Below are 22,974 nucleotides of genomic sequence, written 5' to 3'. Positions count from 1 at the left end.
TTTAGAAAATTTTTCTTTCACATCATTTCATTCCAATAGAATTCGCCCTTCCCTTATTTTAATGATATAATTAATAGATATTTTGTTTTGGAGGATGTTTTAATTATGATTACTGTAAGTAACGTAAGTTTGAGATACGGAGACCGGAAGTTATTTGAAGATGTGAATATTAAATTCACGCCTGGAAATTGCTATGGTTTAATCGGAGCAAATGGTGCCGGTAAATCAACTTTTATAAAAATTTTATCTGGTGAAATTGAGGCACAAACTGGTACTGTTACATTAGGCCCTAATGAACGGATGGCCGTTTTGAAACAGAACCATTTTGAATACGAAGAATTTGAAGTATTAAAGACCGTTATTATGGGGCATACAAGACTTTACGAAGTCATGCAGGAAAAAGATGCCATTTATATGAAAGAAAACTTCACCGATGAAGACGGCATGAAAGCTGCTGAACTTGAAGGGGAATTTGCTGAATTAAACGGATGGGAAGCTGAACCAGAGGCTGCTATTCTTTTAAAAGGTCTAGGTATCGGCGAAGATCTTCATTATAAAAAAATGGCCGAGTTGACAGGGTCTGAAAAAGTTAAAGTCCTGCTTGCACAGGCATTATTCGGCCGACCTGATGTCTTACTTTTGGACGAGCCGACCAACCATTTGGATATCAAAGCGATTCAATGGCTTGAAGATTTCTTAATTAACTTTGAAAACACCGTTATTGTCGTTTCCCACGATCGTCATTTTCTAAATAAAGTTTGTACACATATTGCGGATTTGGACTTTAGTAAAATTCAAATCTATGTAGGGAACTATGACTTCTGGTATGAATCAAGCCAGTTAGCATCAAAAATGGCATCTGATGCCAATAAGAAAAAAGAAGAAAAAATTAAAGAACTACAAAGCTTTATTGCCCGATTTAGTGCAAATGCCTCTAAATCAAAGCAGGCTACATCCCGTAAAAAACTTTTAGACAAGATTACATTAGATGATATTAAGCCGTCATCCCGCCGCTACCCATTCGTTGGGTTTACACCAGATCGCGAAATTGGGAATGATTTATTAAGAGTTGAAGGGTTAACCAAAACCATCGATGGTGTAAAAGTGCTTGATAATATCAGTTTCTTTATGAATAAAGGGGATAAAATAGCGCTTGTTGGCACAAACGAAATCGCGAAAACGACGCTTTTCAAAATATTAATGGGTGAAATGGAAGCGGACAGCGGCACTTTTAAGTGGGGAATCACTACATCACAAGCTTATTTTCCGAAGGATAACTCGGAGTATTTTGAAAACAGTGATTTAAACCTTGTTGATTGGCTTCGTCAATTCTCTCCAAAGGATGACAGTGAAAGCTTTTTACGTGGATTCTTAGGAAGAATGCTATTCTCTGGTGAGGAAGTACTAAAAAAAGCAAGTGTCCTTTCTGGAGGAGAAAAAGTTCGCTGTATGCTTTCAAAAATGATGCTAAATGGTGCCAATGTGCTGCTATTAGATGAGCCGACAAACCATCTGGATTTGGAATCAATCACAGCTCTTAACAATGGATTGATCAACTTTAAAGGGTCCATGCTGTTTGCATCCCATGACCACCAATTCATACAAACCATTGCAAATCGCATATTTGAATTAACACCAAATGGATTAGTTGATAAGCAAATGTCTTATGATGAATACTTAGAAAACGATGAAATCCAGAAACAAGTAGCTGAAATGTATAAATAAAAATAGAAGGCACCCTTCATGGTGCCTTCTATTTTTATTTACATTCTTTTCTGCTTTCTTCTAGAAGAAGGCTCTGCTCTTGAGCCAGTTTCAGTCATTGTTGTTCCTTGCCCTTCTACCTGCGGTGAATTAAGCCCAATTGTAGAAGGATCTGCTTTCTTCTTACTTCGCTTACCCACTTGAAACACCTCCCATTTTATCTTTTGGAAGATTATCGCAACTTATGCGGAATATTTCTTTGAAACTTAGACATGATAATTTACAGGAGGAGGTGTTTAGAATGGCAAAAGTTGGAGTTGAACAATCTCTTACAAATATTTCACAAGCTCTTCGGGAAAAAGGATATGATGTTGTGGATTTAAAGCAGGAGTCAGATGCTCAAAACTGTGATTGCTGTGTCGTTTCCGGCCTTGATTCTAACGTTATGGGAATGCAGGATACGACAACAAAAGCGTCTGTTATTGATGCGAACGGCTTGTCTGCTGATGAGGTATGCCAGCAAGTTGAAAGCAGACTGCAATAATTTTTTTTAAAGACTAAAGGGTACAACTTTAGTCTTTTTTCTTACACTTCTTTTTTCGCCTGTATATTAACCCGCGGGCTCTTTTCAGTTGATTTTTGTTTCATTTCTCCCTGCTTTTCTCCTCTTTCTTCGTCGGTTAACGCTGGAGTAAATTCACTTCCATAGGTAGCTCCAATATTCAGTTTTCCTTTTAACTCTTTGATTCCAAGTTGTCCAAAATTATTATTTAACTCATATTTATCTAAAATGATTTTTTCTATATTTATTTTTTCAATAATAATAGGCGCTTCTTGGCTTTTTCCTTTTGCTTCAGCTGGAATTTGTTCTTGAATTGTTTGCAGCGATTTTTTCAATTCTTCCAAATTCATTTCTAAAAATAGCAATTTTTTCTTTAATTCCTTATTGTAATCATTTTTACCGAATTTATGGAATAAATCTTTTAATGACATGCTCACAAACGCTCCCTTACTTCCTGCCTTACTCTCAAGTATATGGGGAAATCACCTTAACATGTCCAAAGTAAAAAGGAGGATGCAAAAAATGTTCTATATTCCAACAGTAGGTAATCTTGGGATCATAAAAATCACTGGGGTTGGCCTAGGCTCAACCTTTACCATCGGAAGTGCACAATTAATATCGAGGAAGAATACGAACAAGAAAAACCAAGGATTCGGGCAGCAATTAGCTGACTTTTCAACCATATCCTTACCAATCCATACAGTTGAGGATGCTGATCTTCTAGACGCCATTGTCATTAACGGCTAGTCTATTGGTATGATTTCACCTTTTTCAACGATTCGCTGATAACTTACGAATAATAAACCATTCCAAAATTTAGCACTTAGTTGATTAGGGGCAATGGTATCTGGCAAAGTAATCTGCCTAAGAAATTCACCATAAAACCTTTCCGTATAGCTCTTTTTCAAGTGCGGATGAAGTGGTGAAGCGGTTCCTTTTATAGTTAATATATTTCCGTTAAGCCCTAATTCAATATTCTCTTTCGTGACACCAGGAAGTTCGATCAAGACAATAACTTCACTTTCACCTTCTAAAATATCAATGATAGGAAAGGTGCGCTGCTTTTCCTCCTGTCCCGTTTTCCTATTTACTCCATCATTAGGGGAATTAAATTGCTGATCGTTCATCATGAACTGTTTTGTAAATTCCTGGTCAAAAATATTGGTCCAGAAATCTCCACCATGCATATTCTTGGCAAGCTCCATCCATTGTTTCAATTTATCCATTTCCATCTAATCCACACCCCCTTCATGCTTATTTTCATCATACTATTTATCTTTGAAAATTAATCCAACTTTTCTTTATACCTCATAAAGATTTTGGAACCGCATATATTTATAAGCAAGTAAAAGGAGGGGATTAAAATGCCGGCTCCAGTTCCGTATATTAATATAAATATATTCATGATTAAAATTAATTCCTTTGAAAATGCTTCTGCTGTAAATATTGGGCAAAACCTTTTAGCCGAGTGGCATAATTCTGATAAAAAAAATCAGGGCTTCGGACAAAATTTTGGTGATTGCAGTGATTTTGTGGCAACAAGAAGTTTTGTGGATGATAAGGATCAAATTGACTCCCCAACCTCCTTCGACTCTCAACCAATCAATAGTGTAAAGGAGTGATCGTTCTTGTTATTTGCTCCAATGGTTGTCAATTTACTCGGTTTCAAAGTCAATGTCATTGATCAGGGTTCCAATGTCATCATGGGTCCCAATCAACAGTTTGATTTATTTGTTTCAACAAAACGGAATCAGGGATTTGGGGAATTGAACGGGGACGTTTCGCCGGTCAATATCCCAATTCAGGCGGTTACAGACCAGGATGTCATTGATAGTGCCTCTGTAAAGAACAGTGTCGTTTAAACCATGAATCAAAAACTGCCTCCAGGCAGTTTTTTTGTTATAATGGTTAAGAGCATAAAGTATTGGATGGATAAACTTGATACAAAATGAATTTTGGCCTCCTATTTTATTGTCCCTTAAAGTGGCTTCCCTTTCTGTTATTTTAGTATTTATTTCCGGTACCCTTATTGGAAGACTGTTAACTAAAACTCATTTCAAAGGAAAAGTAGTTGTAGAGACTTTTCTGTTACTGCCTATTGTTTTACCTCCTACCGTTATTGGCTTTTTATTAATTTATTTCTTCGGCAGGAATAGTCCTGCCGGTATATTGATTGAAGAATTATTTAAAAACACCATCATGTTTACCCCTTGGGCTGCGGTAATTGCCTCAACGATTGTCGCCTTTCCGCTAATGTATCAAACGGTAAAAACAGGTTTTCAATCTGTTGACAAAGATATTGAAGAAGCCGCACGGGTTGATGGAGCGAACGAATGGAATGTCTTTTTACTCGTCAGCCTTCCTTTATCAATAAAATCAATCATTACCGGCATCATATTAAGCTTTGCAAGAGCACTTGGAGAATTTGGGGCAACTTTAATGTTTGCTGGTAATATCCCTGGTAAAACACAAACCGCCCCTACAGCTATATATGTTGCCATGGAATCTGGAAACATGAAATTAGCCTGGTTTTTAGTCATAGCAATGGTGCTGCTCTCCTTTTTGATGTTATTAGCCACAAACGTTAATCCAAAATAAAGCGATGGAGAGGAATACTCTCCATCGCTTTATTTTGGATTTATCATTTTTCTTGATTTTCTTCGCATGCCAATATATAGTACAGCAATTCCAAGTATTATTACCCCCATAATAGAGTTAAGCTCCGTTAGTTGCTTATTGTGTGCATTTTGAGCTTTTGTAGACGGTGCAGCAAGATCGGTTTTCTTTGGAACTGTTTTTGACTCCTTATAATGAAGGGGAATCTCCTGGACCATTTGACCCTTTGTATTTTTTATCAACAAAATTCCGTTTGGAGCCACTTCCTTTGATGCCCCATTTATCTCTTCTGTGATGACAGTATCTTTATCCAGATAATATTGTTTCTGATCTTTTTGATAGATTTCTCCTTGTTTAAGAATAGCATTTTGAAAGTGACTAAAACCATAATCAAACAAAGCAGCAGTATCTTTATATTTATCATTTTTATATTCTGATTTCATAACGACAGCCGTTAATTTAATTTTTCCATTATCAGCTGTTGTGGACAAGGTCTGCCTGGATTCAGTAGTAAATCCTGTTTTTCCGCCCGTAATCCCTGGATAAGGAAGCTCCCCTTTTAGCATGCGGTGATGTGTAACGAGCTTGGTGCTCCAAGATTGTCCCACCCACATGAGTTCTTTTGTGCCAAATATTTCTCTAAATATTGGGTTTTTCATCGCATAATTTGTGATGATTGCCATATCCATTGCTGTCGTGTAATGATTCTCGTCAAACAATCCATTGGGATTCGTAAAATGTGTATTTTTTACTCCGATAGTGGAATATATATATTGATTCATATTTTTTGCAAAATGTTCCACACTTCCATCTAAATGTTCAGCAATGGCAACAGCTGCATCATTTCCAGAGTTAATCAGCATTCCTTGAATTAGCTTTTTTAAAGGGACCTGCTCCCCTGCAACCAGATAGACCCTTGTCCCATCTTGTCTTACTGCATTGGCGCTGACCGTTGCAATACTGTTTAAATCCCCTTTTTCAATCGCATAGATGGCTGTTGCAATTTTAGTAATGCTTGCAGGATACATTTTTTGGTCGGCATTTTTTGCATATAAAACGGCACCTGTCTCAGAATCTAACAGACAGGCAGCCTCACTTTTAAGTTCTAATGAAGGTTCCTCTGCTGCAAAGGCTTTCATTTGCCAAGATAGTGCCACAAGGAAAATTATGAAATAAGTAAATAATTTTTTCAAAACAAAACACCCTAACTTAAACTATTTCCCTATTTGATTTTAACAGAATCTTTTTATAAAATAATAGTATTTTCGAAAAATTTATACAAAAAAACCTGTCCGTAATTGGAACAGGTCAAAAATGGTTAGGCTCTTTTTTTCGATATTAGTAAAGTAATTTGGGCCATGATTAAAGGTAGAGAGGCTTTTCTTCGATAAGCTAAATATTTCGGCTCCCAAATATCCGTATACTTTTCTTTGAACTTTCTTAAATCTTGGAAATGATAAATAAAGTGGCCGTGCAGGAAAATTTGGGCGGCTATTTTCTCACTTAAAAAAGCAAACTTGGATAAACCAACATTAGCTAGAGGTGCCATTCCCATATTAAAGCGGTGGTAGCCCTGTTCTTTAGCCCAATCTATTAAAGATAAAAACAGAAAATCAATAATTTCAGGGTCTACCTCCGGCTTAAATCTCATTAAATCTATTGATATGGTCTCACTGTCATCGTAAACATACATGATACTCGTAAAGCCTAGAATTTGTTTATATTCATCACGTACAATCGCGATAGGTGCCCTATTTAGATAATCTTCATCAAAGAAACCTAGGGAAAAGCCCTTCTCTGTTCTCCCTTGAAGCCAATCATTTGAAATCTCTCTTAATTCAGCAAAAAGTTCATTCGAAAAGGGTGGCTGCAATAATTCAAAGGAGTATTGGCCGTGATTGTATTTACTTCTAAGGGCGCGCAGCCCTTTCATTTTACTCCCTGAAAGCGAGAAGTTCTTCAAATCCACAAAGGCTTCTTCCCCTAATTTAAAGAAGGCAAATCCGTGGCCATGAAGAAAGGGGAGCATCTCGTCACTTACTTGATAGAAAACAGGCGTAAATCCATGGAGATCCGCTATTTCCTGGAATTCCTCTATCGCACTCGATAATTCACTCTTTTCGCCTATTGGATCACCTAGTACTACTAACTTATCAGCATATTTTTGAAAAGGTATTAAAACATTTCTATGTTCATTCCAAAAGATGTATTTATCATGTAAGAAGATTAGGTGAGTTAAAACTTTTCCATGATACTTCGTCAAATGGCGATTGATTTCATCTTCAAAATCAGATGACCTATCCAATTTCCATTTCTTCGGCAAGCTAATGAAATAGCCAGAGATAAGTATTAATAACGCAATAACAAGGCCGATACTCGCACTCTTAAATAAATCACGGTAATCGAGAATCACATACGGCAAAAATTTTGTCGGAATGGCTAATTTCGCCTCAGGTAAATTTAGATAACCAATAATGAGATACGTTGAGGTGATAATTAAAATGATGGTCATATCAAAAATCGTTTTTCCCCAAGTCAGCACATAACTCTCACGGTAAAATTGATCTTTAGAGAATCTTAGTAACAGGGCTACAATAATTAAAAAGATAGCTTCCTCATAATCAATACCTTTAAAAATGGAGAAAAGTGCCGCGAGAATCAACGCAAACATCGTCAAATCGTAAGTTCGCTTTACACTGTATTCGATCCCGCGAGACAATCCTAAAAGTAAAAAGCCTGCCGCAACAGAAAGCTGATGAGATACATTTATAATCGGAAAAGATAGCAGCTCCTGAGCAATTCTTAACCGGGACATAATGCCTGGTACACTAGCTGACAATAACAAAATTAACCCGGATAAAAATACGAGAATTGTCAGGATAATATGACTTAGACCTTGAATAATAGCCTTAGGCAAATAATTCCAGGATTTGTTCCACTTTTTCCAATATAATTTTACAAAAAAGATCAAACTGGTGAAAAATGGGATGAAATAATAACCAGTTCGATAAAAAAGCAGTAAAACCAAGATTTTCTCTTCAGGGATATGTAATTCTTGCATTCCCCACAAAAAAACCAAATCAAACGAGCCAAGTCCCCCAGGAATCATACTTATGATTCCTGCACAGGCCGCCACAATATAAACAGGAAAAAGCTGTTCAAAGGAAATAGCTATCCCCAATACATTACATAAAACAAATATCGCTATAAATACAGCTAACCATTCAACAATCGAGATGATGACAAGCTCAGCTGCTATTTTGTTAGTAAATTGGGATTGATGGTCCTTTTTAGATTTTAAAATATGTATGAATAAAAAAATCGGTAGATATAAACCAACGCCCCATACAGCAAAATAAAGCCATTTTGTATCAATAAACAAGGGAAAATGATGATATCCAAGTGCTACAATCCATGAAAGAAACGAGATTCCCGTTAAATAAAAAAGGGAAACGGTAGCGATAACACCTAAAAGCCGCCGTTTATCATGCTCAAACTTATGAAAAAAATAAGTTCTTAACATGGCTCCGACCAATCCGCCAAAACCTATTAAATTAGAAAAAGAATTGGCAATAAAGGATTGTTCTAATAGCTCCCTTTTTGGAACTTTTATTTGTAAGATCCTTACAAGGACAACATCATACAAAAGCATCGGCAGAACAGCACAGAAAGTAACAGCTAAAATTAATAATAATGAGAAAATATTGAGTTGATTAAGTTCATTTTTTAATAATTGTAAATTTAGATCCCCAGTAAATTTTTTCATTTCAACTATCGCAAAAATTAACAAAAATAACGGGAAAATAAACTTTACTACTTTTAATATTTTTTCTTTTTTAATCCCCAACAAAATAACCACCTAATTTTTCATTCCTAAGTTAACTATAAACTTTTCGATAGGAAAAATAAAAGAAAATTAATTCTAACTACCTACATTGTTGACATTTTATTTAGCGTTCAATCGTTAATAAAACAATCTAATATTGCAAAAAAGAGACAAGTTTTCATACCTCCTCGGCATAAGTATTAAATAGGACAAATTATCGAGGGGGTTTTTAGATGAAATTTTTAGTGCTAAAGAAAGAAACACTTTTATTTTTTCTAGCAGTGGGTGTCGTTCTAGCCACCATCTCTGCTTGGTTTATGTTAAAAGCAGGCGACGTGACTGTTTTTAATCAACAAGCGAATAAAGATATTCGAGAAATTCATATGGTCACGGCAGAATTTAAATCTACGTTGAAGAATGGTAAGGAAATTGAGGCTTACCGTTGGGATCCCGGCACCATTTCTTTAGAAAAAGGTGAAAAGGTTAAATTATATATCAGTGGAATTAACGGGGCATCACATCCCTTTTATATTGAAGGAACAAAAATCAAGGGAACGGTGAAAAAAGGTGAGGAAACAGTGGTCACTCTTCAATTTAAAAAAGAAGGGACTTATAGGCTAATTTGTGAAACCCACTCGGACCGGTCACATAATGGGCCGATGATAGCTTATATAGTCGTCGATTAGAACAGGAGTCTTTCTCCTGTTTTTTTGTGCTGTTTTATTCATTTTCCCTATAAATATGTTGGTAACATTGACTTCCTCATATATAACAGTTTAATATACATGGGATTTTTTTATAGTACAGAATCATCCGATGTTCAAAATTTGTTCAAATTCCGTCCAGAAAACCCCTTAAAAATATAGATTTCACAATTTCTTAACATATGCTCATTGTTACACAAATTTACGCTGTTATACTTAAGATATAAATAACAATTCAAACTGTTATATAAAATTACGAATTAAATTTAGAGGTGAAAAACAATGGAACAATGGAACGGATTCACAAAAGGAGTTTGGACAAAAGAAGTAAATGTTCGGGATTTCATTTTGAAAAACTACACTCAATATGAAGGAAATGATTCCTTTTTAGCTGGAGCAACAGAATCAACAAAGCAATTATGGGCCCAGGTTATGGAACTCACTAAGCAGGAACGGGAAAACGGCGGCGTTCTTGAGATGGATACCGAAACCGTTTCTACTATTACCTCGCATGGCCCTGGTTACTTGGATGAAGAACTTGAAAAGGTAGTTGGTGTTCAAACAGATAAGCCATTCAATCGTTCCATGCAGCCTTTTGGCGGGATTCGAATGGCAAGAGCAGCCTGCGAAGCTTACGGATATCAATTAAATCCTGAAATAGAAAGAATTTTTACAGAATTCCGTAAAACCCATAATCAAGGTGTATTTGATGCTTATACAGATGAAATGATGCTTGCCCGTAAAGCTGCCATTATCACAGGTCTGCCAGATGCTTATGGCCGAGGACGCATTATTGGTGACTATCGCCGTGTCGCCTTATATGGTGTTGATTTCTTAATCGAGGAAAAGAAAAAGGATCAACAGAATACCAGCAAAGTAATGACAGAAGAAAATATCCGGCTGCGTGAAGAAATCGCGGAACAAATTCGTGCTCTCAAAGAATTAAAAGAGCTTGGAACTACCTATGGATTTGATATTTCCAATCCTGCTCAAAATGCACAAGAGGCCTTTCAATGGTTATATTTAGGATATTTAGCTGCCATTAAGGAACAAAATGGTGCGGCAATGAGCCTTGGCCGTGTTTCTTCCTTCTTAGATATATATGTTGAAAGAGATTTACAAAATGAAACCTTAACAGAGGAAAAGGCCCAGGAACTAGTTGACCATTTTGTTATGAAGCTCCGACTTGTTAAATTTGCCCGGACTCCGGATTATAATGAATTATTTAGCGGTGACCCAACGTGGGTAACCGAATCTATTGGGGGAATGGCTCAAGGCGGACGTTCATTAGTAACGAAAAATTCTTTCCGATTCCTTCATACCTTGGACAATTTAGGACCAGCTCCAGAACCAAACTTAACAGTTTTATGGTCACCGCAGCTCCCTGAAAACTTTAAACAATATTGCGCGAAAATGTCGATTAAGACCAGCTCCATTCAATACGAAAATGACGATATAATGCGTCCGGAATACGGTGATGACTACGGAATTGCCTGCTGTGTGTCTGCGATGGGAATCGGAAAACAAATGCAGTTCTTCGGAGCACGGGCAAACCTAGCGAAAGCACTTCTCTACTCCATAAATGGCGGTGTCGATGAAAAGCTTAAAATTCAAGTTGGGCCTGAGTATCAGCCAATTACCTCAGATGTCTTACTTTATGACGAAGTAATGAAAAAATTTGATTTAATGATGGAATGGCTTGCAGGACTTTATATAAATACTTTGAATGTCATCCACTATATGCATGATAAATACAGCTATGAAAGAATAGAAATGGCCTTGCATGATACAGAAATAATAAGGACAATGGCAACTGGTATCGCTGGGTTGAGTGTAGTTGCGGATTCCCTCAGCGCCATAAAATATGGCGAAGTAAAGGTTATCCGGGATGAAAAGGGGATTGCTGTTGATTTTGAAACTTCCGGTGACTTTCCTAAATACGGAAACAACGATGATCGGGTAGACAGTATTGCGGTCGAAATCGTGGAGCGATTTATGAAAAAGCTTCAAAAACATCAAACTTATCGCAATTCTGTTCATACCATGTCTATTTTGACGATTACATCTAACGTGGTTTACGGCAAGAAAACGGGAAATACGCCTGATGGCCGCCGTGCGGGGGAACCATTTGCACCTGGTGCAAACCCAATGCATGGACGTGATACAAAAGGTACATTGGCTTCCCTGTCTTCCGTTGCCAAACTTCCATATAGCTATGCAATGGATGGGATATCTAATACCTTCTCCATCGTACCAAAAGCATTAGGAAAAGAAGAAAATAACCAGATTCGTAATTTAGTTTCCATTTTAGATGGCTATGCAATAAAAACTGGTCACCATCTTAACGTGAACGTCTTTAACAGAGAAACACTTTTAGATGCGATGGAACATCCAGAGCTTTATCCGCAATTAACCATCCGTGTGTCTGGTTATGCAGTAAACTTTATTAAATTGACAAAAGAACAGCAGTTGGATGTAATTAATCGTACTTTTCACGAATCTTTATAATTAAAATAATTGGGGGCTCTTTTTAGTGGAGCTCCTGCTTTCAAACGAAAGGGGAACATCTTCATGATTGGAAATATTCATTCTATCGAAACACTTGGAACAGTCGACGGACCAGGGATACGTTATGTTGTTTTTACACAAGGCTGCCTTTTGCGGTGCCAGTTTTGTCATAACGCTGATACTTGGGAAATCGGTACCGGTAAGCAAATGACCATTTCCGAAATCATGGATGATTTGATGAGTTATCTCCCCTTCCTTCAAGCCTCTGGAGGCGGTATAACAGTTAGCGGCGGGGAACCACTGTTACAGATTCCTTTTCTTATCAAATTATTTAAGGAATGCAAAAAGAAAGGGATTCACACCACCATCGATTCCTCTGGCGGTTGTTTCTCTCATTCTAAGCTTTTTATTGAACAGCTTGAAGAGTTATTACAATATACGGATCTCATTTTATTGGATTTAAAACATATCAACCGAAAAAAACATATCCAATTAACTGGAATGGCAAATGATCACATTCTTGAATTTGCCACATTTTTATCCAGCCGCAATGTACCAATTTGGGTAAGACATGTCCTAGTTCCAACAGTTACGGATGACGAGGAAGATTTACAAAAGCTCGGAGAATTCATCGGTACACTAGAAAATGTCCAAAAAATTGAAATTCTCCCCTATCATAAACTCGGTGTTTACAAATGGGAAGCCCTGGGACATGAATATCCATTAAAACATGTAGAACCGCCAACAGAGGAAAAAGTTGAGTTCGCGTATCAACAACTTACTGCCCATTGGTCATAAAAAAAGCGGATCATTTCCGCTTTTTTTTATGTCTCCTTTTCATTCGGCTTTACACCGAGAAGTGAAATGAATGGTTTGACCGTCAATCCTTGAACGACTAAAGAGAAAAGTACAATAAAAAATGTAAGTACAAGTATCACTTCCCTGCCTTTAAAATCACTTGGCAGGCTTATTGCCAGTGCGATCGAGAGGGATCCTTTTAAACCTCCCCAGTTGATAATATGTTTCCAGGGGCCGGGAAAATTTTTTTCAAAAGCAAGGCTAATATATACAGCGAAGCTTCTGGCAATCAAAACAATTATAATGGAAGAAAAAATGATACCCCATTTATTGACGATACCAATTCGGGTTATTTCAAGTCCTACCATCAGAAAGACAATGGAATTAGCTAATAGAGCTGCTACATCCCAAAAAGTACCGATATTTAGTCTTGTCACAGGAGTCATTCCGATACGGGAACCGTAATTACCTAAGATAATCGCTGCTGTTACAACCGCAATCACACCGGATCCATGAATGCTTTCAGCTAAAAGATAGGCTCCATAGAATAAAATAAGGCTAAAAATAATTTCCAGCGGGTAATCATCATAAAATTTTGTTAGAATTGAAAAGCCATAACCAAGGGCTCCGCCAACGATCAGACCAAGGAAAATAACTTTTATTAAAACCCAAAATCCTAAACCCAAGCCTTCCCAGCCCAAGTCTAAATAGGATAATAAGGAAAATGCTGAGATTTGAAATAAAACAACAGCCATGCCATCATTAAACAAGCTTTCTCCTTCGACAACAATGGCCAGCCGTTTATTAACTCCAACACTTTTGAAAATAGATAATACACTAACCGGGTCAGTTGCACTCATCAAGGCAGCAAATACAAATGCAGCCTGAATGGACAAACCTAAAAAATAATAACTTGAAAAACCTACAATCAAATAGGAAATCAGCGTCCCTGCCAATGACAAGGACAATATGGGAAATTTATTTAACAGAAGCTCAGAAAATGGCAGCTTTAACGATGCCTCCCCTAGAAGTGCAGGGAGAAAGATTGTAACTATTACAAAATGAAAAACTTCCTCCTCTGTAATAAAATTTTTTAAAGGATCCAACACCGGAAAATCTACAATGCCAATAATCGCTCCAATTATGACCAATGCAATCGGATATGGTTGCTTAAGTTTCTTTGCAATCGCTGTAATCCCAGCAGCAAGCATGATAAGAATAAGTGCCATGACAAAAATAAAATGAGGATCAAGATTTTTCAAGATGCACCACCTTCGTTGTTATTTCTATATAGTTCACTTTTCTCTCATAAACTATTAGCAATCTCTTCATCTTTTGGCATTTTAGCAAGTATTAAATTGATTATTTAACTATTCTCCTTTATACTCTTATCATTGGCTGTTTATGCGAGGTGAAAGTTTTTGTTCCAATTACTGATCGATCATTCAGATATAAATGCCTTAACGGCTCTATATGTCAGCATTTATTTAGGAATGATGCTGAAATACCTATGGGCTTGGGGAGTGGAATATTCCTTTATTGGCTCGCAGACAAATCCTGCAAATACAAAAATTATTCACCCGTGGTTTTTATATAAGAAAAAAAGCCGTTTAAATGGGAGTTTTATTCTGATTAGAATTGTTAAATATATTCGTAGAAAAGAATGTTCTAAGGACGATTCCGAGGAACCTATTTCCTTCCTTTTTACTTAAAATACTAAATCACATTTTTAGGAGGAAATATGAAAATAAAACGCTCTTCACTTATTCTTATAGCTTTATTATCCTTAACAACGCTAATTTTATCTGCCTGTTCTTCTCAAACCCAAAGTGGTAATAACAATGGATTTTTCCACACCTATTTTGTAAATCCATTTTCGACGATTATCCACGCAGTGGCAGATTTTTTTGGCGGGAATTATGGCTTAGCGATCATTCTTGTTACCCTAATTATCAGACTTGCATTAATGCCATTAATGTTGCGACAATATAAAAATCAGATGCATATGAAGGAAAAAATGGATGTCTTAAAGCCTGAAATGGACGCCATTCAAAAGAAAATGAAGGCTGAAAAGGATCCAAAAAAAAAGCAAGAGCTGCAGGCTGAAATGATGGGGCTTTATCAAAAGCATGGCGTTAATCCATTAAATATGGGATGCTTGCCAATCCTCATTCAAATGCCGATTTTGACAGGCTTTTATTATGCAATCCGGGGTTCAAAGGAAATTGCCCACCATAAATTTTTATGGTTTAGTCTTGGACACCCTGACATTGTTATTACTATCATCGCCGGGCTTATATATTACTTCCAATTTAAAGTTTCACAATCCAATATGCCCTCTGCCCAGCAGGAGCAAATGAAGTACATGGGGTTATTATCACCGTTAATGATCGTTATGTTTTCCTTTAGTGCCCCGGCCGCACTTCCCCTTTATTGGGTGGTAGGCGGTACATTCCTAATCGTTCAAACAATGATTAGCCGTAATCTGTATCAATCGAAAAAAACGCCGGAAGTTTCTGTGAAACAAAAATAATTATCCGAAAAAGAAGCATTGGTTTCCGATGCTTCTTTTTTTACCCTTTTTTGTACTTAAGGATAGTTTCTTTCCATTTTGGAATGCTATTCTTGTACAACTAAGACAAAGGGGTGCTAAAATTAATGAAAAAAGGTTTATTCTTAACATCTACCTTAATTTTTAGTCTTTATTTAACTGGTTGTGCAAACAAAAATGTGAATGACGATGTTGCCAACCGGAGCAGAAATCAGATTGAACCAACACGGGTTAATTATAATAATCCGAATCATGGCGGCCCAGCAATCACTGGTGTGGATACCAGTGACACTGAACTTGACCGAAATATGAATCGTACCAACATTCGAAATGTCCGTAACAATGTTGGGAATAACCATTCGAAAATGAGGATTGCTGATAAAGCGGCTGATAAAGTAACCAGCCTGTCTGAGGTTGACCGTGCCAATATCATTGTTACAGATAATAATGCCTTTGTTGCCGCTAAACTAGACAAATCAGCTCGTAATAAGTTAACCGGTTCTATAGAAAATAAAATATCGCGAAAAGTAAAATCTGCTGACCCGAATATTGACAATGTTTATGTATCGGTTAATCCTGACTTTTATGATCGGATGAACAACTATGCCAATGATATTCGGAATGGAAGACCCATTTCTGGATTAGTCGATGAATTCTCCAATACGATTCGCCGTGTTTTTCCTGATGCTCGATAATATAAGAAAAGGACTGCAGGCAATGCCTTACAGTCCTTTTTCTTATACATCTTGAAAATACTCTTTGTAAAAACCGCCAACTTTACCGGAATTATCAATAATGTAATAAAACTCTTCTGTTTCATTTTTTACGTCATAGATTTTCCCTGCAGTTAACGCGTTATGAACAAGGTATTTTTTTGCATCCGTATGAACACACTTCACTTTTTTTACTGTTTCACGATCACGCCAAGATAAATGGATCATTGCTGCCACCGTCCCTATTAGTCATTGTCCATTTTCTAGTATAATCAAAAGGGATTGTATAGTGCAACAACTCACTATATTAGATTGAAATTAATTTTTAACGGCTTCGATAGCTTTTTCTTTTAAACGGTATTTTTGTATTTTTCCTGAGGCTGTCATAGGATAGGCATCGGTAAACTCAATGTAGCGAGGGATTTTGTGCTTCGAAATTTTCCCGTTGCAATGTTCTCTAATTTCTTCTGCTGTTGTCTCTTCACCCTCTTTTAAAATGATCCAGGCCATTACTTCTTCTCCATATACTTCATCCGGGACACCGATCACCTGAACATCCAGTATTTTCGGATTAGAATAGAGAAATTCTTCAATTTCACGTGGATAAATATTTTCTCCTCCTCTAATGATCATATCCTTTAAACGGCCGGTTATTTTCAAATAGCCGTTTTCACCCATCACGGCCAAATCGCCTGTATGAAGCCATCCCTCAGCATCAATCGCCTCATTAGTAGCTGATTGGTTTTTATAGTACCCCTTCATCACATGATAGCCTCTAGTACAAAGTTCTCCTTGCACTCCAAAAGGAACTTCTTTTGATGTACCTGGTTCAACTACTTTAACCTCGACGTTCGGAAGGGCTTTTCCTACTGTCTCTACGCGTAAGTCAATCGGATCGTCCGTTCTAGTTTGGGTTATAACAGGTGATGACTCTGTTTGTCCATAGGCAATCGTTATTTCTTTTGCTCCCATTTTCTCAATAACCGCCTTCATAACCTCAATGGGGCAGTTCGAGCCTGCCATTATTCCCGTTCTTAATGTTGATAAATCATATTTCTCAAAGTCAGGGTCATTCAATTCAGCAATAAACATCGTAGGGACTCCGTGAAGTCCTGTACACTTCTCATCCTGTACAGTTTGCAAAACCCGTTTCGGGCTAAATTCCTGCACAGGAACCATTGCAGCACCCACTGAAACACAAGCCATAGTCCCTAGAACACAACCGAAGCAGTGGAAAAATGGCACTGGAATACATAGTCGATCCTGGGCAGTCAGCTTCATACAACCGGCTATATTAAAGCCATTATTAACGATATTATTATGTGTAAGCATTACACCTTTAGGGAAACCGGTTGTCCCAGAAGTATACTGCATGTTTATGACGTCATCCGAATCCAGCGAATCCATTCTCTGATTTAATTCTTCATCAGAGACCAATTCGCCCAGCTTCATAATATCATTCCATGAATAGGTTCCAGGATATCGTTTGTCCCCGAGGACGATGACATTTTTTAGATATGGCAAACGGCTGCTTTTCAGCTTGCCTGGTTCCGAAGTCCTTAATTCTGGTGCAATTTCATAGAGCATATCAATATAGGAGGATTCTTTCCATGTATCCATTAGAATAATAGTAGTGGAATCTGATTGTTGCAGAAGATACTCGAGTTCTGCTGTACGGTAGTTGGTATTAACGGTCACAAGAACTGCTCCCATCTTCCCAGTTGCAAATTGCGTTATCAGCCATTCAGGAGTATTGGTTGACCAGGCTGCAAGCTGTTCACCCTTATCTATTCCGAGTTTCATCAACCCCTTCGCTGCAAGCCGGCAAATATTATTAAATTCGCGATAAGTCCATCTTAAATCTCGATCTGAGTAGATTACTGCTTGATTGTCGGGTTGTAAGTTTGCTTTTTCTTCTAAAAGTTCACCAATGGTAACATTTAATAATGCCGACATTCTTCCATCCCCCTTATGTACATAAACATACAATAAAACGCTTTCAAAAGTATGTTATCATATTTATAAGAATATTCAATATTTTTAAAATATAATTCTTTTCCGTGAACGAACTATGAACAATTTATGAACCTTTTTATTTTTATGAATTAGGGGTTCTCAAAATAAAAGAAAACCATTACAATAGTAAAAACTGAATATTCAATCCATTTTCCAAGGAGGCATTCTCACATTGAAAATTATGAGTAATGAGCAGCTGGTTGTAACGTATCGGGACGCTTTAAAGTCTGGTAAGGAAAAGGAATGGATTAAAATATTAAAGGATGAAATTCAACGCCGTGGATTAAGACCATTTAAGAATCGATAATGAATCGTAACATGCCAAAAACCGCTGAACCATTATTCAGCGGTTTTTCAAATTCCCTTATCCTTCTAGCAGCAAACTTTCTGGGTCCTCGAGCATTTCTTTTATTTTACTAAGGAAGCTTACCGCCTCTTTTCCATCAACAATACGATGGTCATAAGAAAGAGCCACATACATCATTGGACGGTTTTCTGTTTTTTCTTTATCTATTGCTACAGGTCTTAGTTGGATTTTGTGCATTCCAAGTATTCCAACCTGTGGTCCGTTTAATATCGGCGTTGACAGTAAAGAGCCAAACACCCCGCCATTAGTAATCGAGAAAGTTCCACCCTGTAAATCATTTAAGGAAAGTTTATTGGTTCTTGCTTTTTCGGCAAGCTGCATGATATCCATTTCAATTTCCGCAAAAGTTTTCCGATCGGCATCTCTGACCACAGGAACCACGAGTCCTTCCTCTGCCGCAACCGCAATGCCTATATCATAAAACTTTTTAACCAACAGCTGGTCACCTTGAATTTCTGCATTTAAATAAGGAAATTTCTTTAGAGCTGCAACAACTGCTTTGGTAAAAAAGGACATAAAACCGAGCCTGACATCGTGCTCCTCGAAAAATTTATCCTTTCTCCTTTTTCGAAGATCCATAACCGCCGTCATATCAATTTCGTTAAAGGTTGTCAGCATAGCAGCGGTTTGTTGTACTTCTACAAGTCTTTTTGCAATAGTTTGGCGCCGGCGAGACATTCGCTCGTATAAAATGGGTTTAGTATCATTTTGACTCGGCACCAGTTCTCCAGCTTTTTCTACTTTTGGAGTATTATTTTGTGCCGGTTGCTGATATGACGAAACATCCTGCTTTCTTATTCTTCCTAGAGGATCCACTGTAGGAATATCATTTAGATTGAGCCCTTTTTCTCTAGCTAGCCGTCTGGCTGCTGGAGAAGCAATCGGACGGCTGGCTAATTCCTCCTTATTTTCTTTAGTGTCGTCAGCAGCAGCTGTAGGTTGGATAGATGTATGTGCTATTGGCTCAGAAAGTTTTTGTTCTGTAGTATTGACAGTGTTGCTTTGGCCGCTTTCATCAACAGCAGCAATCGTTTCCCCTACGTGAACAGTATCACCTTCGGCAAATTTTTGTTCAGTAAGCGTTCCTGAAAAATCTGAAATAATTTCTATATTGACTTTATCTGTTTCTAGTTCGACAAGATAATCGCCTTTCTCTACATGTTCCCCAATATTCTTTAGCCATTTCGCAATCGTTCCTTCTGAAATCGATTCTGCTAATTCTGGTACTTTAATTTCAGCCATGGTGTATACCTCCTTTTTCTAGCCTCGTTAAGGCAGCTTGAAGAATTTTTGTTTGGGCAAGTTTGTGAACATTCGGTTCCCCTTCCGCTGGACTTGACCGGCGGCGGCGGCCAATATAGTCTACCTTCATTCCAGCCGGTACAATTTCATTAATTCTCGGCTCCACAAAATTCCATACCCCCATATTTTTTGGCTCTTCTTGAACCCATGCCACTTCTTTGACATTCTCGTACTTCGTAAAAATTTCTCGTAATTCATCTGCTGGAAATGGGTATATTTCTTCAAGTCTAATGACCTGAAGCCAATCATAACTCTCAGATTCTTTTACCTGCTCTGCAATATCAATGGATATTTTTCCGGTACAGAGGACAATTTTTTCTACCTTTTTATCGTCCCTACCTGCTTGGAAATGTTCTATTACCGGTTTAAATTCTCCTTCACTTAACTCAGCAGCCGTCGATGAAACAAGCGGGTTTCGTAAAAGGCTTTTCGGCGACATAATGATAAGCGGCCTAATTTCTTCCTTTGATAGCATAGCAGCCTGTCTTCTTAACAGGTGAAAATACTGGGCTGCACTTGAAAGGTTAGCGACGGTCCAATTCTTTTCCGCAGCGGATTGTAAAAATCTTTCTACCCTTCCGCTTGAATGTTCCGGACCTTGCCCTTCATATCCATGCGGAAGCAACAATATTAGTCCAGACTTTTGTCCCCATTTTGCTCTTCCGGCAGCGATAAATTGGTCAAATATAACTTGTGCGGCATTGGCAAAATCACCGTATTGAGCTTCCCAAATCACTAAGGTTTCCGGTGAAAAGACATTATACCCATATTCAAAACCAACTACAGCTGCTTCCGTTAAGGGACTATTATAAACAGCAAATGATGCTTTTGCTGACGAAAAATGATGAAGCGGTGAATAGGTTTCACCTGTTTGACTATCATGGAGCACAAGATGGCGATGGGCAAAGGTACCGCGCTCTGAATCTTGTCCGGTTAACCTTATAGGGGTTCCATCAGCCAAAATCGTCGCAAATGCCAGGGTTTCAGCTAAGGCCCATTCGATTTTCCCATTTTCACCTAATGCATCTGATCTTCTTTGTAATATTTTTTCCAACTTGTTGAAAACAGTAAATTCCTTTGGCCATTGTAGCAATTCGCTGTTCAGACTTTGAAGTTTTTTCAAAGGAACCTTAGTAATAATTGATTCATGTTCCTTCTTAAATTTTGGTGGTTCTGGGACACTAATTTCCGTATTTTTCTTAATCATTGAAACTTTATCATTGGCATTTGCTAATCTATTCCGGATTTGTTTTTCCAGTTCAGCTAACTCGTCTTGTTTTATGACGCCTCGTTCTATTAAACTCTTCGCATAGATTTCTTTGACGGTAGGGTGCTTATTTATCAACGAATACATTTGCGGGCTGGTTGTCATTGGTTCATCCATTTCATTATGGCCAAACCTCCTATACCCGATTAAATCGATTAGAAAATCTTTTTGGAATACATAGCGATATTCTGCTGCGAAAATGGCTGCAGCGACACAAGCCTCTGGATCATCCGCATTTACATGCAGGATGGGAATTTCAAATCCTTTGGCAAGGTCACTTGCATACCTGGTCGAGCGTGAATCCGCAGATTCTGTGGTAAAGCCAATTGTGTTATTCGCAATAATGTGAATAGTGCCTCCAGTACGATATCCCTTTAACCTGCTTAAATTTAGTGTCTCCGCGACAATCCCCTCACCAGGAAATGCTGCATCACCATGGATTAAGATAGCAAGTGCAGATTTACTATTATCTTCAGCATAACCAGGCTTCGTTCGATCGTCCTGAGCCGCCCTTGTAAATCCTTCTACAACCGCTCCAACATATTCAAGGTGGCTTGGATTATTGGCAAGCGATATTCTAGCCCTGACAGAATGATCGCCGTCCAGCTCTCTGTTGAGCCCAAGGTGATATTTGACATCGCCAGTCCAGCCAAAGTTGATGCCTGTAGATCCTTCCGAGGGGACAAGTTCTTTATTTGGGGCGTGCTGAAACTCTGCAAATATCTTTTCATATGGTTTATTAAGGACATGGGCTAGGACATTTAATCTGCCGCGATGCGCCATACCAATATTAATATTTTCAGCACCATCGATAACAGCCTCAGAAATAACCTCATCAATGAGTGGCACCATTGCATCAAGCCCTTCAATAGAGAAACGCTTTTGACCCACAAATGTTTTATGGAGAAATTTTTCAAATTCTTCGACTTCCACAAGCCTCTTTAAAATACCTTTTCTTTTTTCATTCGTTAGCTCTGTACGAAAACGGCTGTCTTCAGTTCTTTCCATTAACCAATTTTTCTCTCTTAGGTCATGGACATGGTCAAATTCAAATGCAATCGATTTTGTATAAATCTCTTTTAAATATACAAACGCTTCTAGTGCGTTTTGAAAAGATGATGGGTTATTTTTCGTCAGAATTTCTGATGGTAAATTTTTTAAATCCTCCTCACTTATTCCATGGCTTTTTAATTCTAAGTGGGATACATCTGGTTTTTGATTTCCTAATGGATAAATATTTGCTGCTAGGTGGCCATAAGTACGGATATTTTCAGCAAGCTTTACAGCAGCAAGGATCTTTTCACTCTCAACTATAGGTGCCTTCAGATTTGAAACTGGAACCTTAATTCCTGTTTCGATAAAATCCTCTTCATTTAATTGTTCAAAGATCACTCTCATATCCTGTTCAACTGATAAAGGATCCTCTTTATATTTTTCAAATTGTTCCATTAAATAGCCAAGATTAGGACCAAGAAAATTATTTAGGAAGGCTTTTATATTGGCATTTGGTCTGGTCATCATCAATTCCCCCTTAAAACGTATGTATCCTAATGGACTTTTATTGAATCTATATATTTTTACGTTATGGACCTTGTTTAGTGTGTGTAATTTTGAACAAATAATTTCATATGCACAACAAAAAAAAGACCGAAACCGTGGACTTAACCCCGTCAAGTAGACAGCTCTAAAAAGACTATGCAGCCATCGTGATCCGATATTCAACTGGAGCACGATGGTTTAGTCGTTTTTGGAATCTTTTATAATTGTAGTGATACATATATGTATCTATGGCTTGTATTAACTCTTCCTCTGTTTTACAATCAGTTTGATACAACATTTCTGTTTTGAAGTGGGAAAAGAATGATTCAACACAGGCATTATCCAGGCAGTTTCCTTTGCGAGAGTGGCTGCCATTTATGCCATATTTGTTTAATCGTTTGTTGTATTTTTTAGACGTGTACTGGAATCCCTGATCCGAATGGAGGATGGTTCCGTGCACGTTTCTTTTTTTATTTAGGTCCTCCACAGTATCCAAAACTA

24 protein-coding genes are annotated in these 22,974 nt (G+C 37.6%); 13 read left to right on the top strand and 11 right to left on the bottom strand.

Annotation, left to right across the window (positions count from 1 at the left end; genetic code table 11):
* The first annotated feature begins 105 nt into the window (after window positions 1–105).
* Window positions 106–1,725 carry an ABC-F family ATP-binding cassette domain-containing protein gene (locus LC455_RS26240; RefSeq protein ID WP_223595450.1) on the top strand — a complete coding sequence of 540 codons (1,620 nt, stop codon included), beginning with the start codon at window positions 106–108 and terminating at the stop codon, window positions 1,723–1,725.
* Window positions 1,726–1,763: 38 nt separating this feature from the next.
* Here LC455_RS26240 and LC455_RS26235 read toward each other — a convergent pair whose 3' ends face one another.
* Window positions 1,764–1,904, bottom strand: coding sequence for a YuzL family protein (locus tag LC455_RS26235; protein ID WP_223595448.1), 141 nt, complete (start codon window positions 1,902–1,904; stop codon window positions 1,764–1,766).
* 101 nt (window positions 1,905–2,005) lie between these two features.
* Between LC455_RS26235 and LC455_RS26230 the strand changes: the two genes are divergently transcribed.
* Entirely contained in the window at window positions 2,006–2,248 is a 243-nt protein-coding gene (locus LC455_RS26230) for a YkuS family protein (RefSeq protein ID WP_223595446.1), read from the top strand.
* Between the two features lie 41 nt (window positions 2,249–2,289).
* Here the strand turns inward: LC455_RS26230 and LC455_RS26225 are convergent, their stop codons facing one another.
* Window positions 2,290–2,697 carry a hypothetical protein gene (locus LC455_RS26225; protein ID WP_223595444.1) on the bottom strand — a complete coding sequence of 136 codons (408 nt, stop codon included), beginning with the start codon at window positions 2,695–2,697 and terminating at the stop codon, window positions 2,290–2,292.
* 91 nt (window positions 2,698–2,788) lie between these two features.
* Between LC455_RS26225 and LC455_RS26220 the strand changes: the two genes are divergently transcribed.
* Window positions 2,789–3,013, top strand: a complete 225-nt coding sequence (locus tag LC455_RS26220; protein ID WP_223595443.1) for a hypothetical protein — start codon at window positions 2,789–2,791, stop codon at window positions 3,011–3,013.
* Here the strand turns inward: LC455_RS26220 and LC455_RS26215 are convergent.
* Complete coding sequence (locus LC455_RS26215; protein ID WP_223595442.1) at window positions 3,010–3,498, bottom strand: Hsp20/alpha crystallin family protein; 489 nt, start codon at window positions 3,496–3,498, stop codon at window positions 3,010–3,012. The two genes, LC455_RS26220 and LC455_RS26215, sit on opposite strands and share 4 nt — an antisense overlap.
* A 132-nt stretch (window positions 3,499–3,630) precedes the next feature.
* On the opposite strand from LC455_RS26215, the gene LC455_RS26210 reads away from it, so the two are divergent.
* The 3 genes from LC455_RS26210 (at window position 3,631) to modB (ending at window position 4,864) form a co-directional block, all read left to right on the top strand.
* Entirely contained in the window at window positions 3,631–3,888 is a 258-nt protein-coding gene (locus tag LC455_RS26210) for a hypothetical protein (RefSeq protein ID WP_223595441.1), read from the top strand.
* 6 nt (window positions 3,889–3,894) lie between these two features.
* Window positions 3,895–4,128 carry a hypothetical protein gene (locus tag LC455_RS26205; RefSeq protein ID WP_223595439.1) on the top strand — a complete coding sequence of 78 codons (234 nt, stop codon included), beginning with the start codon at window positions 3,895–3,897 and terminating at the stop codon, window positions 4,126–4,128.
* Window positions 4,129–4,207: 79 nt separating this feature from the next.
* The gene (modB, locus tag LC455_RS26200) at window positions 4,208–4,864 is read left to right on the top strand and encodes a molybdate ABC transporter permease subunit (protein ID WP_223595592.1); all 657 of its coding nucleotides are present in this window, start codon (window positions 4,208–4,210) and stop codon (window positions 4,862–4,864) included.
* 29 nt (window positions 4,865–4,893) lie between these two features.
* Here the strand turns inward: modB and LC455_RS26195 are convergent, their stop codons facing one another.
* Window positions 4,894–6,075, bottom strand: a complete 1,182-nt coding sequence (locus tag LC455_RS26195) for a D-alanyl-D-alanine carboxypeptidase family protein (protein ID WP_223595438.1) — start codon at window positions 6,073–6,075, stop codon at window positions 4,894–4,896.
* Between the two features lie 125 nt (window positions 6,076–6,200).
* Window positions 6,201–8,729, bottom strand: a complete 2,529-nt coding sequence (gene mprF / locus LC455_RS26190) for a bifunctional lysylphosphatidylglycerol flippase/synthetase MprF (protein WP_223595437.1) — start codon at window positions 8,727–8,729, stop codon at window positions 6,201–6,203.
* Between the two features lie 212 nt (window positions 8,730–8,941).
* Here mprF and LC455_RS26185 point away from each other — a divergent pair, with 212 nt between their 5' ends.
* The 3 genes from LC455_RS26185 to pflA all read left to right on the top strand — a co-directional run bounded on the left by LC455_RS26185 (window position 8,942) and on the right by pflA (window position 12,718).
* Complete coding sequence (locus tag LC455_RS26185; protein WP_223595436.1) at window positions 8,942–9,394, top strand: cupredoxin domain-containing protein; 453 nt, start codon at window positions 8,942–8,944, stop codon at window positions 9,392–9,394.
* A gap of 300 nt (window positions 9,395–9,694) precedes the next feature.
* The gene (gene pflB / locus LC455_RS26180) at window positions 9,695–11,920 is read left to right on the top strand and encodes a formate C-acetyltransferase (RefSeq protein ID WP_223595434.1); all 2,226 of its coding nucleotides are present in this window, start codon (window positions 9,695–9,697) and stop codon (window positions 11,918–11,920) included.
* Between the two features lie 63 nt (window positions 11,921–11,983).
* Window positions 11,984–12,718 carry a pyruvate formate-lyase-activating protein gene (gene pflA, locus LC455_RS26175; RefSeq protein WP_223595433.1) on the top strand — a complete coding sequence of 245 codons (735 nt, stop codon included), beginning with the start codon at window positions 11,984–11,986 and terminating at the stop codon, window positions 12,716–12,718.
* A 26-nt stretch (window positions 12,719–12,744) separates the two neighbouring features.
* Here pflA and LC455_RS26170 read toward each other — a convergent pair whose 3' ends face one another.
* Window positions 12,745–13,980: a cation:proton antiporter gene (locus tag LC455_RS26170; RefSeq protein WP_223595431.1), complete on the bottom strand. Its 1,236-nt coding sequence runs from the start codon at window positions 13,978–13,980 to the stop codon at window positions 12,745–12,747.
* Window positions 13,981–14,139: 159 nt separating this feature from the next.
* Between LC455_RS26170 and LC455_RS26165 the strand changes: the two genes are divergently transcribed.
* The 3 genes from LC455_RS26165 to LC455_RS26155 all read left to right on the top strand — a co-directional run bounded on the left by LC455_RS26165 (window position 14,140) and on the right by LC455_RS26155 (window position 15,964).
* Complete coding sequence (locus LC455_RS26165) at window positions 14,140–14,430, top strand: hypothetical protein (RefSeq protein ID WP_223595429.1); 291 nt, start codon at window positions 14,140–14,142, stop codon at window positions 14,428–14,430.
* 29 nt (window positions 14,431–14,459) lie between these two features.
* Window positions 14,460–15,251: a membrane protein insertase YidC gene (gene yidC / locus LC455_RS26160; protein WP_223595427.1), complete on the top strand. Its 792-nt coding sequence runs from the start codon at window positions 14,460–14,462 to the stop codon at window positions 15,249–15,251.
* 125 nt (window positions 15,252–15,376) lie between these two features.
* Window positions 15,377–15,964 (top strand): YhcN/YlaJ family sporulation lipoprotein, encoded by a 588-nt coding sequence (locus LC455_RS26155; RefSeq protein WP_223595425.1) that lies wholly within the window; start codon window positions 15,377–15,379, stop codon window positions 15,962–15,964.
* A 42-nt stretch (window positions 15,965–16,006) separates the two neighbouring features.
* Here the strand turns inward: LC455_RS26155 and LC455_RS26150 are convergent, their stop codons facing one another.
* Both LC455_RS26150 and LC455_RS26145 read right to left on the bottom strand, forming a co-directional pair.
* Complete coding sequence (locus tag LC455_RS26150) at window positions 16,007–16,210, bottom strand: DUF6501 family protein (RefSeq protein ID WP_223595424.1); 204 nt, start codon at window positions 16,208–16,210, stop codon at window positions 16,007–16,009.
* A gap of 90 nt (window positions 16,211–16,300) precedes the next feature.
* The gene (locus LC455_RS26145; protein ID WP_223595423.1) at window positions 16,301–17,938 is read right to left on the bottom strand and encodes an AMP-binding protein; all 1,638 of its coding nucleotides are present in this window, start codon (window positions 17,936–17,938) and stop codon (window positions 16,301–16,303) included.
* A gap of 241 nt (window positions 17,939–18,179) precedes the next feature.
* Here LC455_RS26145 and sda point away from each other — a divergent pair, with 241 nt between their 5' ends.
* On the top strand, window positions 18,180–18,305 hold the full coding sequence (gene sda, locus LC455_RS26140; RefSeq protein ID WP_420491584.1) for a sporulation histidine kinase inhibitor Sda: 126 nt from the start codon (window positions 18,180–18,182) through the stop codon (window positions 18,303–18,305).
* Between the two features lie 57 nt (window positions 18,306–18,362).
* On the opposite strand, the gene odhB is transcribed toward sda, so the two are convergent.
* From odhB to LC455_RS26125, 3 genes are all read right to left on the bottom strand, one after another.
* The gene (odhB, locus tag LC455_RS26135) at window positions 18,363–19,607 is read right to left on the bottom strand and encodes a 2-oxoglutarate dehydrogenase complex dihydrolipoyllysine-residue succinyltransferase (protein WP_223595421.1); all 1,245 of its coding nucleotides are present in this window, start codon (window positions 19,605–19,607) and stop codon (window positions 18,363–18,365) included.
* Window positions 19,600–22,452 (bottom strand): 2-oxoglutarate dehydrogenase E1 component, encoded by a 2,853-nt coding sequence (locus LC455_RS26130; RefSeq protein ID WP_440446430.1) that lies wholly within the window; start codon window positions 22,450–22,452, stop codon window positions 19,600–19,602. The genes odhB and LC455_RS26130 overlap by 8 nt, the downstream gene beginning before the upstream one ends.
* Window positions 22,453–22,627: 175 nt before the next feature.
* Window positions 22,628–22,974 (bottom strand): IS3 family transposase (locus tag LC455_RS26125; protein WP_223595419.1); only part of this gene is annotated, 347 nt, incomplete at its 5' end.

This window comes from Neobacillus bataviensis, from assembly GCF_019969725.1.
Note: the sequence above shows the minus strand (reverse complement) of the source record. Positions and strands in the feature narration are given on the sequence as shown.